Origin of the sequence: Arthrobacter sp. UYEF36 (assembly GCF_040547025.1) — a bacterium.
In the GTDB taxonomy this organism is placed as follows: domain Bacteria; phylum Actinomycetota; class Actinomycetes; order Actinomycetales; family Micrococcaceae; genus Arthrobacter.
Genome location: NZ_JBEPOX010000007.1, coordinates 211,406 through 223,835 on the forward strand (window position 1 = coordinate 211,406; position 12,430 = coordinate 223,835).

Below are 12,430 nucleotides of genomic sequence, written 5' to 3' on the forward strand. Positions count from 1 at the left end.
TGCGCCGATATGCACTCTGCTACCAGTATGCGAATCAGAATCCCGGCGGCCAAGGACGAACGCCGGGGCGGCAGCGGCAGGCGGCCCCAACAGGGTCATTGGACCCCCGGCCGCCCGGCCCCCGGCTCCAGTACACTCGTGCAATGAGGCTTCTGTACATCACAGAAAGTGTGCCCAATCGGGACCCCGCGTTCGGTGACGGCAGCTCCATGATCCCCTATGAGATCCTGCGGAATCTGCCAGCGGACGTGGACGTGACGTTGCTGACGTACTCAGGGCCGATCGGCCTTCCGGACGAGGTGCGCAGCCGCTGCGCAGCGGTCCACGTCCTGACGCCCCGGAGCCGCAAGGCGGCGCTGGTGCGCTCCTTCGCTGGACTGAACGGCGTCGGAAAGCACGAACGCGCCACAGCGGAGGCTGTCTCGACGGCAGCCAGGCTTTCCGCGGACAGTGACGCCACCCTGATCCACGGCCCGCACGCACTGGTTCTCGCCCACCATGTGCAGGGACCAGTTGTGCTGCAGACAGTGGACCCCTGGTCGATCAGAGCCGGGATGGACACAGCTATTGCCCCCCGCTTCCTGCGGCCTGCCTACCGGGCTCGGGAACGGCAATGGTTACGGGCGGAGCGCCGCCTGCCCGCGCGGGCTCGCCTCCTCACGGTAGGGTCCCAGGACGCCCGTGAATGGGCTGAACGGCTGGGGAGGCCGGTGCGGAGCATCCCGAACGGAGCTGAGCTGGCTGTCCGCCCTGACTCCAGGCAGACCGTCCCCGTCATCTGCTTTGTCGGCAGCCTGAACTACGGGCCGAACATCGACAGCGCGAAGGTCCTGGTCGGGAAGATCGCCCCCCTCGTGTGGGAGCAGGTCCCTGACGCCAGGTTCGTCCTCGCCGGCCGCCGCCCCGAGCCTGAGGTCCTCGCCCTGGCCGGCCCCCGGGTGGAGGTCCTCGCCAATGTGCCGTCTGTCCTCGATGTTTTCCAATCCGCCGATGTGGCAGCATTTCCCGACGAACACGGCGTCGGCATCCGGAACTCGGTCCGTGAAGCCCTTGCCGCGGGGCTCCCCGTGGTTGCGACGCCGGTCGCCGCCCGTGAACAGGAACCACATCCCCTGCTGACCGTCGCGCAGGACACCGGGAGCTTTGTTGATCACCTCGTCAACCGGCTGACCGGCCCGCGTCCGCAGGATGCAGAGCGAGACGCCGGCGCCGTCCGGACCTGGCAGACGGTCACGCAGGAATACCTGGAAGAGCTGCGCAGCGCGACCCGACCCGGCGGCGCGGATCTGCCGCTTGGAAGCTCACCGGCATGACGTACGCTCCCGGAGAACTGGCCCGGACCGGTGTCCGGGGCGCCATTTGGCAGGGGCTGGCCTTTGCCAGCGGGAGAATCATCGTCCTGGCCACGACCATCGTGCTGGCGCGGCTGCTTTCCCCCGAGGAATACGGCCTCGTGGCGCTGGCTCTGGTCCTCATGGCCTACGCGGAGACTGTAGCCGACGCCGGGGTGGCCCAGGCGCTGGTCTACCTTCCACGCACCGGCGTTATTGCACGATCCGCGCTGCTGATCTCGGTGGTGCTTGGCACCCTCCTTGGCCTGGGCGCCTTCCTTGCCGCACCGCTGATTGCGGAGCTCTTCAGCCTTCCCGACGTGGAACCCCTGGTCCAGGTCCTGGGGATCTCGGTGCTGGCCACCTCGCTCGGCGCTGTCCCCGAGGCTCTGCTGCGGCGTGACCTGAAATTCAAGAAGCTCACGGTGGCCCCGGTGGTTCGTGCCGCCACGATGGGCACCTTGACCCTCACCCTTGCTTTCTCCGGCCACGGGGCGTGGTCGCTGGCCGTCGGCACAGCAGCCGGGTCCGTGGCGTACGCAGCATCGTGCTGGCTCCTGCTCGGCAGGGGTGGACCCTGGCAAATCTGGCGTGTGCGCAAAGATGCCCTCCAGGCCAACCTGAAATACGGCGCACCGGTCGCCGGGAGCAGCCTCCTGGCCCGGCTGATCTTCGACATCGACTACCTCATCATCGGGCTGTTCCTCGGCGCGCAGGCATTGGGCTACTACACCCTGGCCTTCCGCCTCCCCGAGGTGCTGATCCTCAACGTCTTCTTTGTGCTGTCGACCGTCCTGTTCCCCCTGTACACCCAGGTCCGCAGCGAGCCGGAACGGCTCCGCTCCGGCTACCTGACCAGCGTACGGATCCAGTCCCTGTACGGCGTCACCACCGGTGTGGGGCTGGCAGTCGTGGCCCCGGTTCTGGTGCCGCTGGTCTTCGGCGAGAAGTGGATGGACGCTGTGCTGCCGCTCGTTTTCCTCGCCCTCTATGCCGCGGCCCGCTCCCTGGGCGCCGGTGCCAACGACGTGTACAAGGCCATCGGCCGTCCGGGGCTTTCCATCGGGGTATCGCTGGTGCGGCTCGTCATCCTGCTGCCGGTCCTGTTGTTTGCCACCCAGTGGGGCATCGTGGGCATCGCCTGCGCACAGTTCGTCGTCGCGGTGCTGTTCGCCTGCGGGATGCAGCTTGTGGCCGCCAGAGTCATCCAGCTGCGGGCACGCGAACTGCTCCGTGCCATAGCCCCCGGCCTGGTCTGCGGGGCTGCGGTGGCGGTGGCGGGCCTCGGTGTCCTGGCGGCGCCGGTCCTGGGCGCGGTGACCACCCTGATCCTGGTTGTCCCGACAGCCGTTGCGGTGGTCTACGCGATTCTTCGCTTCGGCTTCAGGCCCCTGCATGATGAGCTGGTGCAGATGCTCCGGCGCAAGTGAGTCCGAATTTCGCTGAACGGGGGGCAGCCGCTGAACCCGCGGCGCCGCTGTACCGGCGGCAGCCGGAACCGGGACCGGGGTCCTCCCGGCCCTTTCTCAGTTCTCCGGCCGGCGGCCGGTCACGGTCCCTTCCGGGACGGCGACGTCGAACAGCCGCAGCGCCAGGGCGAGCCGGGCCAGGACCGCCTTGGCCAGTCCGAAGCGGATTCCCTTATGTAGCGCCAGGGTGTCCTTGACCGCGGTTGCCGACGCCACGGGAACCAGGCGGCCCGGGCTGTCCAGGCTCGTCGCGTGCCAGGAGACGCTGACGTCCTCGAACCCGGACCGCCTGAACGTCCGCTTCCATCCCGCCAGGGTGCGCGGGCCCGAGCGCCGCAGCAGCGAACGTTTCACCTGGGCACACATCCAGCCGCCGGGCTGCACCGCCGCCGCCGCCTTCTCGAAGAGTTGCAGTTCGGGCTCCCTGAGCAGCACCATCTCGAACATATCTGCCGGGGTGCCGCTGCGGGTGCCTGCGCGGGTGCCGGTGTGGCCGCCGGGCTGGATGCGGGTGGCGGCGGGGTCCAGCAGACGCAGCGCCGCCAGCAGCTCCGGGCCCACCGCACCGCCGTATGCCACGGTGCGGGGCTGCAATACGGGCACCAGGAAGCGCCAGTCGAGCAGCCGCCACAGATGCAGGGAGAGGGCCGCCGCATCCTCCGGGACCGCGGGGCTGGCCTGGTCGGAAGTCTCCGCTTCGCCGGGGCACACGCTGCGCCACACCGTCTTTGTGGCCAGTTGTTGGACCACGTGCTGGGGCTGGGCGGCGTCGAGAATCCGGGATCCCGGCAGCCGATCGGCCAACGCGAGATAGGACTGCCGCCAGTGCTCCAGGATTTCTGCCGTGTGTTCACCCTTCCGGGCGAACATCACCTCACCAGGCACATCGAGGACCAGCAGGAGGTCCGGAGCGGCGCCCAGCCACACGGCGAGCGCGTTGGACACTCCGCCGGCGGGTTTGCTGCCTGTGGGATTGCTGCCAGCAGCGGCGGGCAGCAGGGCGTCGTAGGCGACCCGATCCATCAGCACCACGCGGCCGCGGGCACGGTGGTACCTGGCGGCCGTCCCTCCTTTGAGGACCCTGTACAACTTCTTGGCGGTTCGCCCGCCGGGAACCCGGTGCAGCCAGCCGTCCCAGGGACCCGCCCCCCACATTCCCATATAGACGTAGGCAGTGGGGACGGGGAAATCTGCGCGCATGCCGTGGAGCAAAGTGGTCTTGCCGGCGCCGTCGGGGGCCATGACCCCCACCACCAGTCCCCGGCCCGGGAGCCTCGGGCTGAGCTGGCGCAAGGCACGGTTGGCCAGGGCCAGTGACTGGGTGCGCAGCGGTGCCCCGTCCGTCCAGCCGGACCGCAGCCGCGCGGCCAGGGCGGAGAACTCGCCAAATCTGCCCGAACGGACCAGATCCAGCAGTTGCGCCGCGGTGCCCGGCCCGCTGCGCTGGTCCACGTACCCGGCAATGCGGTCCTCTGGCGACGCGCCGGCGGCAGCAGCCAGAGCTGTTCCTTCCCGTTGCGGCTGGATTTCCCCTTTGTCCAGTGCGAGGTGGAGGAGTTGTAGCCAGGCCTGGTCGGCCGGGGCGGGCATCCACAACCCGCCGTTCCGGACGCGCCTCTCGAGGCAGCCCGGCGCCAGCGGGGTCCGCCACTGCTGGAATGGGCCGAAGGAGATCTCCGAGACGATGTCCAGCTTCAGCCACAGCTCACCGGAGTCCGAGTACCCGAAGTAGAAGCGGTGGCTCCCGTGCCCCGCGGCCCGCACCCGGCACAGCCCAATCCCGTTCATCAGCTCGTCCAGGCCGGGCAGCAGCCCGCCCGCCACCAGGATGTCCACATCGCCGGCGGGCCGGGCAAGGTCATCCTCACCGCGCAGCAGAACCCAGGGCAGTCCCGTGTCGTCAAGGGCGGAAAACGCCCTGGCTACCGTCGGGTGCACGGCCGAATGGCTGGTGTGCGGGTCCGCAGTCATGCGCACCGCCGTCGAGCGTCTCCTGGCAGCAAGGGTGCCGGGACGTCGCTTCGGACCTCGTGGACCATGTGCGTGAGACCTCCTTGACCGGGTTCGGCTGCCGCGTGAAGCTGCCCAGCGCTTCAATCAACCGCGTCAGTCGCCGGAAGACACCGACGGCGAAGCCGCCGCGGGAGCGTTGGAATGAAGCCTACGATCTGCGCCAAGGGGTGTCACCAGTAGCGGCTTCTGGCCCCTCCCGCGGGGATCTACTTGGGCAGTGCCCCGGTGCCACACGTGCCTACTCGCTCCGGCGCCCGGAAAGGTCAGAGCGTCGGCAGCACCTGCTCGCGAACCTGCTTGCGCAGGATCTTGCCGAGCATGGAACGCGGCATGTCGGGGATGGCCACAATTCGCTTGGGGACCTTGTAGCCGGCCAGGTGCTCGCGGCAGTGCCCGCGGAGGGCCTCCTCATCCAGCGTGGCGCCCGGTTCAAGCTCGACGGCGGCGACCACCAGCTCACCGCCCCGCTCAAGGGGCTTGCCGACGACGGCGGCGTCCCTGACGTCCGGGTGCAGGCGCAGCACCGACTCCACCTCGCTGGGTGAGACGTTGAAACCGCCGGTGATGATGAGCTCCTTGGCCCGGTCAACGATCGTGGTGAAACCGCCCTCGTCCACGGTCACAACGTCGCCGGTCCGGAGCCAGCCGTCGGCGGTGAGGGTCTTCGCTGTTTCCTCCGGGTTGTTCCAGTAACCCTGGAAAACCTGCGGGCCCTTGAGCAGCAATTCCCCCGGCTGGCCCGGCGCCACTTCCACCGCCGGGTCGTCCAGGTCGACCACCTTCATCAGGGTGGAGGGGAACGGCACCCCAATCGTGCCGTTGCGGCGCGTGGGGTGGAAGGGGTTGCCCAGCGCAACCGGGGAGGACTCGGTCATGCCGTACCCTTCCACCAGCAGCCCGCCGGAAACCGATTCCCACAGTTCCACCACGTGGTCCGGCAGGTTCATGGCGCCGGAGATGCAGTATTTGCAGGACCGGAGCGAGATGCCCTTCTCCTTCGCGGCCATCGCGGTGCGTTCGTAGATCGGCGGGACCGCGCAGTAGACGGTGGCGGGCGACTTCTTCATGGCGGCCAGCACCAGGTCCGGGTCGAACTTGGCGAACAGCACGAGAAGGCCCTGCTTGCGGATGCCGTAGGTGAGGTAGAGGGTCATGCCGAAGGCATGGAACATCGGCAGGATCGCGTAGAAGATTTCCTTGCGGTACTCGGCGCCCTGCATCCAGGCCTCACCCTGCAGCGCGTTGGAGTACAGGTTGAAGTGGGTCAGCATGGCGCCTTTGGGACGGCCCGTGGTTCCCGAGGTGTACTGGATCGCGGCGAGGTCAAACACCCCGGGGCGGGGATGTTCCGGATCGATGCGGCCGTGGCTGAGGAGTTCCTTCCACGCTGTGGTGCCCGGCGCCGGGGCCGTCAGTGCTTCGCGGGACTCCCGCAGTTTCTTCACGGGCAGGTGCAGGGCCAGTCGCTTGACGGCGGGGAACGCCGCCAGGAGATTAACCGAAACGACATGGTCAATCTCGATGTCCGACGGAAAGTCGCGCACGGCCGCCGCGGCCTTGTCCCAGGTGATGACGACCCTGGCCTGGTGGTCCTCGAACTGGTGGCGGAGTTCCCGGGAGGTGTACAGCGGGTTGTGTTCGACGACGACGGCGCCGAGGCGCAGCACCGCGTAGAACGCGACGACGTGCTGCGGGCAGTTCGGCAGGATCAGGGCTACCCGGTCGCCGGCACGGACACCGAGCCGGCGCAGGCCCTCGGCTGCCCGGTCGACCTGGTCCCCGAGTTCGGTGTAGCTGGTCCGGCGGCCGAAGAACTCCAGCGCGGGGGCCGTACCGGCCTCGGCCACGGACCGCTCCAGCATCGCAACGAGCGACTCCGTGGGCAATTCGATGTCGGCCGGGACGCCCGGCTGGTAGTTCTTCACCCAGGGCTGCTGGTCAGTGTGCTCCATGCTCACATCTTGCCGTGAAGCGCTGGCCGGGGCGAATTGCCCGCCCCGCTTCCGTCCGGGCTTGTCTGCGCACCCCTAGTTCAGCCCGGCGGCGACGACGTGCCGCCACAGCCAGAAGTCGCGGTCGTCCAGCACCGCCGCCCTCAGCTGCGCTGACCCCGGCGCCGGAACGTCCTCGGCAGCGAGTCGGTAGGCCAGGGTGGCAGCGGAGCGTGCCCAGGTGGCGATCACCACCTGGGGAAGCAACTCCGGGTCGACGTTCCTGAGCACCAGGTGCTCGCGCAGGGTCGCCAGCGCCCACCCGCCGGGCCCGAAGGCCTTGTCGAACGCCGCCAGCTGGGCAACCCGCGAAAACGCCATGTCGGACGATTCGCTGAGATATTGCAGGTAAAAGACGAGGTCGTGGCCGGGCAGGCCGAACAGCGACGACCGTTCCCAGTCCATAACCTGAAGCCGGCCGTCGCTTTGCACCAGAAGGTTGGGGTGGCTCAAGTCCGCGTGCTCGAACACCGCTGGCAGGGTGCTGCTCCGCAGCGGCGTCAGCAGCTCGTGGGTGCGGTGGACCAGCGCGGACACCTCGGCGTCCCCCGGCAGCAGCAAGGCGAGTGCCTCCAGCGGGCGCTCGACCGTCCGCTCGTACCAGCCCGGGTTGTCCGGTCCCGGCAGGGTGCACGGCAGCGCGGCCACGAAGTCCACACCGAGAGCCACTGCACCGGCCAGATCCCCCGCGACCCGGTACGGGTCCAGCGGAGCGCCGGTCAAAGCAGTCTCCACCAGCACGGTGTGCTGCCCGACGTCCAAGGTGGCCACGATGTGCGGGATGCCTTCCACCCGCCCGCCGCTGAGGGTGCTGAGCTGACGGAGCATGTCCGCCTCCCGCTGGACGCCTTCGTTGTCTCCCGGGCACCGCGGCACTTTCACGACCAGGCTGGGTTGGCTGGCGCCGGCCGGGAAGACCAGCCCCACAACGTGCCGGGAAGTGGTGAATTGCGGCGTCACCAGGACGGTGGTCCACTCCGCGCCCAGTCCGAAGTCCGCCAAATTCCACTCGTCGTAGTGCCCGCGCAGCACCGAGTCGATGAAGTTCACGGCTGCCCTCCGGCTTCCGGCGCCGCTGACTTCGGCTGACCGGGCTGGCCGGGCTGGCCGGGGGCGGCCACGGCGGAGGAACCCGACACCTGCTCCCAGACGATCCCGGTGGCAACCCTGTTGATGAGCGGCTGAGGCTGGGACGCGTCAACAACCCAGGCGTTAGGGAGCCGCCTCGCCGTCTCCAGCCGGGCCTGCCGCCGCTGCTCAAGGACCTCGTGCAAGTGTCCGCCGTTCCCGGCGGGCATGACCCCGCCGGGCGAGTCGAGCACCAGCAGCACGTCGGGTGCGGGCGCCAGCGCGGCCGCCAGGGCCGTTTCCTTCTGCCCTCCGGCCGCGGCATATCCCGGCACGCTAGCGTCGTAGGCCGGCCGGTCCACCAGAACCAGCCGGCCCCGGCGGTAGTGGTATTTGGCCGCCAACGCGCTGCGGAGCTGCCGGATTACCTGCTGGCCGTGCAGCCCACCGGGAATCCGGGTGACCCAGCCGCCCCCATGCCCGGGTGCCGTTCTGCCCAGGGAGACGTAGCGGCTGGGGATGGGAAAGGTCTCCCCGAGCCGGCGCAGCAGTATGGTCGTGTCCGCCCCTTCCGGGCCGATGACACCAACCACAAGCCCGCGCCTGAAGCGCCCCGGGAAGGTCGGGCTGAGCAGCCGGAGGATCCTGTTTCTTCCTGCGGTCAGCCGGGTGCGCAACGGCGCGTTCCGGGTCAGGGCTGATGCCATGCGGCGTGCCGGCTCACGGAAATCGTCAACGCTGCCGGATCGAACGAGCTTCAGCAGCTGCGCAGCGGTTCCGGGTCCCACCTGACGATCGACAAAGGCCGCGATCACGTCGTCCGTCGATGCCAGCGCGCCGGCGACCCGGACGGTTTCCATCCGCCCAGGCCTGACGGCTCCACCCTTGTCCAGCATCGTGTGGAGGAGCTGGAGCCATGCCTGCTCGGTTGTTGCGGGGAGCCAGAGCAGGCCGTTGCGGATGCGCCGCTGGAGGCAACCCGGGGCAAGGAGCGTGTGCCACTGTTGAAACGGACCAAAGGAGATCTCGGCGACGATGTCCAGTTTGAGCCACAGGTCCTCCGTGGCGTCGTAATTGAAATAGAACCGATGGCTTCCGTGCCCGCGGGCCATGATCCGGCGGAACCCTGCACCCGCCAGCAAGGCGTCCAGGCGCGGAAGCTGGCCGCCGGCCACAAGAATGTCCACATCGCCGTTTGGACGGACCAGGTCATCTTCCCCGCGCAGCAGCACCCACGGAAGCCCCGACCCGTCCAGCGCCCGGAACGCCCTCGCGATAGACGGGTGGATGCCTGGCTGCTCTCCGTTCCATTCGCCGGCGTCGGTCTGGCCGTTAGTCGGGTCTTCCATCTGTTCCTCCCCCGTAGCCCTGGTGATCATGCCTGACGAATCCTGACGGTGATGAGCGGGTGGCCGGGGCTAGGGCGCGTAGGCATACTGCACTACCCAATCGACTTCGAGGTGTCCGGAGGTTTCCGGCTTGGGTGACGACGAGTCCGCGCCGTCTTTAGTCTCGGCCTGCAGGGTCAACCGCATGTCCGTGGTGGGAACACCTTTGGGCATCGTGGTCTCACCGACGAGTTCCCCGTCCCAAAACCACTTGACTTTGCCGGGCGTCCATTCCGTCGTCGCCACATGCCACTCGGTCGCATCGGTCGGCGAGTAGTACCGGGTGGAGGGATCGAAGCGGGCCGGGCCTTTAAGGGTGGAATCCTTGATGGCTGAAACGCCGTACATCTTCCCGTCGAGTTCGCCTTCCGGCCAGTCAATCTCGCCCTCGAGCCAATCGTCGCTTGAAGGCCAGAGCAGAAAGGCGATTTTGTAGCCCGGCAGGGTATCTGACCGGAACCGGATGGAGTAGCGGCCATAAGTCTGACCGGCATAGCCAAAGGGGACGACGCTCGCCACCCGCGGTATTCCACCCTTCGTGTGCAGGTGGTAATCGAGTTTTCCCTCTTTCACGGAGAGCACGGAATCCGGGGTGTAGATGCCCTGGCCGGAGGTGTCCTCCAGATCGTGGTAGCCGCGCATATCCGAGCCGTAGACCTCCCCCACGCGGCCAAGCGTGGCCGGGGTGGTGAAGTCCTGGGCGCCCGTCTGCTTCCACCCCGGAAGATCCCCCACCGGCATTTCCGCCGGCGGGGCTTTCCGCGACAGGATGAAAACCAGCGCAATAAGCAGCGCACCTGCGACCGCCATCGCGACGACCTTGGCCAGGACCGCGCCGCCACTGCCCAATCTAAAGGGTCTTTTTGATTTGGTAGATTCGGACGGCTCCATTGTCAAATACATGATCGGCCTTATCCCCTACAGCTATCTCCCTCTCAAGGGCGGGGAGCATTTCGGCATCGAATAGTTTGTCTTTGATCGCCTGCGCGAGCTGTGAGTCCGAGAAGACGATGAAGATGCGCTGAGGTTTCCAGTTTTTGTTCGCGTACCGCTCCACATCCTCCGGCATAACGTTCCCGTTGGACTTCTGGAGGAATTTGGTCAGCGAAGTGACCCGGCCCCACTCCAGGAAGCTGGGGTAGTTCGGGCCGATCAGCAGCGGGAAAAAGGCGTTGGTTTCAAAAATGACATCCTTCTCCCCGACCCGGGCATCCAGCCATTGCGCCGCCACAACGTCTTCCTTGGGGACCCGGAATTTCCCTTCGGCCTGGAAATACACAATCGTGAACAGCATGGCCATGATCGTCAGCGAGGCGGTCGCGCCCATCACGGCGTTACGGGTGCGGACCGGTCCGGACCAGAACAGCCAGGCCGCCCCGACCGCCAGCCACGGGAGAGCGAACATAAAGACGCGGAACTTGGCCTCCCCGCCATAGGACTGGCCCAAAAGCCAGAACATCGGTGCGACGGCCAGCCAGCCGACGACCAGTGTTTGCCTGACGTTGCCGCGGAGCAGATTGCGGGCGAAGCCGGCCATCCCGAGCAGCCCGATGAAGAGGGAGAGGGCATCCGGGGCTCGGGCCAACCAGCGGGAGGCGTCATTGATGTTACTCACCTGGGGCGGGCTGTAACTCGCGTTCTTGAAGATGTCGAACCCGCTGAAGAGGCCATATTTGTTGTCCACGTAGTCGAGGTTCGGCAGGAAGTACGCGATCGCCAGAACCGCCAGCGCGGGGCCGACCCATTTGGGCCGGAAATAGCCGAAAACAAAAAGCGGGAACAGCGCCAGGATGGCCATGTACGGTGTCAGCTGATGACTCGCGACTGTCACGGCCTGCAGGAAGAGAAGTGCCACCGCCGCAGGCATGACCATTGCGCGGCTGGGGCGGATTGCCTGAGCCTCCGGGGCGGGCTGGAGTCCGGGATTGAACCGCACCTGCAGCCCTTTCAGCCGGTCCTCCACCAGGGTCGCGATTTTGGCGGGTGTGCTCCGGAGGAACGTCAGGGCGACGAGGCACATCGTCAGGTAGAGCGTGTAGGAGAACGCCTGCGGTGCGTAGTAGTTCTGGTTCACCCAGTTGGTGAGGGCAAAGACCAGTGTGGCGGTCCAGTAGATCCTCGGGTTGTTGGTGAGGGTCCGCGCGATGGCCAGGATGATCACGACATCCAGCAGGGCAAAGCTGAACTCTGCCAGCGCCGCGTAGTCCACGGCGTTGCGGTAGCCCACGACCTCGCCCATAAAGGCGCTGACCGAGAAGAAACCTGGCCACCGCTGGTAAATATCGATCGACGGATCCACCTGGCCCGTGGCACCGATGTAGTTGGTGACGGCGATGTGCTTGTAGGACCAGGGCAGGCGCGGAACGCTGACCACCATCGGAGCCGAGGCGTAGAGCATGGCGACGAGCCCTGTGATGGAGGCTCCCAGGAACACGTTGGACGCCATCTTCCGCGCGGCGACGGCCCAGATGCACAGGGCCACGACGGCGGCCACGGCGAAGTACCAGATCAGCGGGAACGATGTCAGCAGCCCCCTGTCCCCGATAAGTTCCTCCCCCGTGATTGCCAGGGCCACGCCCCACACCACCATCGCGATCCCGAGGATGGCCCACGGGACGTACGTCCCCGGGCCCCGGCCCCGTAATGCGTCCAGATTCCGCAGGGAACGCCAGTCCACCGGGCGCCTGTTGACCGGATGCCCGTAGATTGCATGCCGGCCGGTGCCGCTTCCGGGCGGAAATACTGCGATCAGGGCAGAGGCCACAATCAGGATGGCGGCCGTCATGGGCCGGGGATGCCATACGTGGGCCCACGCCATAAGAAGGGCAGGCACGGTGTAGATGGCCGCGCTCATCACCACAGTCCAGACCACCTGCGCCACCGGATCAGCGTCGGGAAGCCGCCGCACCAGAACCCATCCGGGCAGCACGAGGCACCCCAGGAGCGTGACCGGCGCGAGCACCGGGCCGCCGAGGTCGAACAGGATAAGAACCGCCAGCATGACGCCGGCCAGCGCCAGTCCAAAGTCCAAGGGCCTACTTGCCCTCAACGCCGCAACCGATGGTTTCGGTGATTTGGGGGTTGGTGTTTCGTCTTGGAGTAAGAGACTCATATCGCTGATACTTCCTTGATCGATCTACGGGAACTGCGCAACTGGGAAGTGAGCGTCC

8 protein-coding genes are annotated in these 12,430 nt (G+C 67.2%); 2 read left to right on the forward strand and 6 right to left on the reverse strand.

Going from position 1 to position 12,430, the window contains the following annotated elements:
* Positions 1–143 precede the first annotated feature (143 nt).
* Both ABIB29_RS12565 and ABIB29_RS12570 read left to right on the forward strand, forming a co-directional pair.
* Entirely contained in the window at positions 144–1,313 is a 1,170-nt protein-coding gene (locus tag ABIB29_RS12565) for a glycosyltransferase (protein WP_354173136.1), read from the forward strand.
* Positions 1,310–2,761 carry a lipopolysaccharide biosynthesis protein gene (locus tag ABIB29_RS12570; RefSeq protein ID WP_354173137.1) on the forward strand — a complete coding sequence of 484 codons (1,452 nt, stop codon included), beginning with the start codon at positions 1,310–1,312 and terminating at the stop codon, positions 2,759–2,761. The genes ABIB29_RS12565 and ABIB29_RS12570 overlap by 4 nt, the downstream gene beginning before the upstream one ends.
* A gap of 96 nt (positions 2,762–2,857) precedes the next feature.
* Here the strand turns inward: ABIB29_RS12570 and ABIB29_RS12575 are convergent, their stop codons facing one another.
* The 6 genes from ABIB29_RS12575 to ABIB29_RS12600 all read right to left on the reverse strand — a co-directional run bounded on the left by ABIB29_RS12575 (position 2,858) and on the right by ABIB29_RS12600 (position 12,291).
* Positions 2,858–4,771, reverse strand: coding sequence for a hypothetical protein (locus tag ABIB29_RS12575; RefSeq protein WP_354173138.1), 1,914 nt, complete (start codon positions 4,769–4,771; stop codon positions 2,858–2,860).
* A gap of 305 nt (positions 4,772–5,076) precedes the next feature.
* Positions 5,077–6,765 (reverse strand): long-chain-fatty-acid--CoA ligase, encoded by a 1,689-nt coding sequence (locus ABIB29_RS12580; RefSeq protein ID WP_354173139.1) that lies wholly within the window; start codon positions 6,763–6,765, stop codon positions 5,077–5,079.
* 75 nt (positions 6,766–6,840) lie between these two features.
* Positions 6,841–7,854 carry an aminoglycoside phosphotransferase family protein gene (locus ABIB29_RS12585; RefSeq protein ID WP_354173140.1) on the reverse strand — a complete coding sequence of 338 codons (1,014 nt, stop codon included), beginning with the start codon at positions 7,852–7,854 and terminating at the stop codon, positions 6,841–6,843.
* Positions 7,851–9,251: a nucleotidyltransferase family protein gene (locus ABIB29_RS12590; RefSeq protein WP_354173141.1), complete on the reverse strand. Its 1,401-nt coding sequence runs from the start codon at positions 9,249–9,251 to the stop codon at positions 7,851–7,853. Before ABIB29_RS12590 ends, ABIB29_RS12585 begins: the two co-directional genes overlap by 4 nt.
* A gap of 39 nt (positions 9,252–9,290) precedes the next feature.
* Positions 9,291–10,109: a glycoside hydrolase family 16 protein gene (locus ABIB29_RS12595; RefSeq protein WP_354173142.1), complete on the reverse strand. Its 819-nt coding sequence runs from the start codon at positions 10,107–10,109 to the stop codon at positions 9,291–9,293.
* Between the two features lies 1 nt (position 10,110).
* Positions 10,111–12,291 carry a hypothetical protein gene (locus tag ABIB29_RS12600; protein ID WP_354173143.1) on the reverse strand — a complete coding sequence of 727 codons (2,181 nt, stop codon included), beginning with the start codon at positions 12,289–12,291 and terminating at the stop codon, positions 10,111–10,113.
* Positions 12,292–12,430: the final 139 nt, after the last annotated feature.

What these genes read in the sequence shown, in the direction of transcription:
- ABIB29_RS12565 (WP_354173136.1), top strand. Translation starts at nt 144, where the DNA reads ATGAGGCTTCTGTACATCACAGAAAGTGTGCCCAATCGGGACCCCGCG.
- ABIB29_RS12580 (WP_354173139.1), bottom strand. Translation starts at nt 6,765, where the DNA reads ATGGAGCACACTGACCAGCAGCCCTGGGTGAAGAACTACCAGCCGGGC.
- ABIB29_RS12575 (WP_354173138.1), bottom strand. Translation starts at nt 4,771, where the DNA reads ATGACTGCGGACCCGCACACCAGCCATTCGGCCGTGCACCCGACGGTA.
- ABIB29_RS12590 (WP_354173141.1), bottom strand. Translation starts at nt 9,251, where the DNA reads ATGATCACCAGGGCTACGGGGGAGGAACAGATGGAAGACCCGACTAAC.
- ABIB29_RS12570 (WP_354173137.1), top strand. Translation starts at nt 1,310, where the DNA reads ATGACGTACGCTCCCGGAGAACTGGCCCGGACCGGTGTCCGGGGCGCC.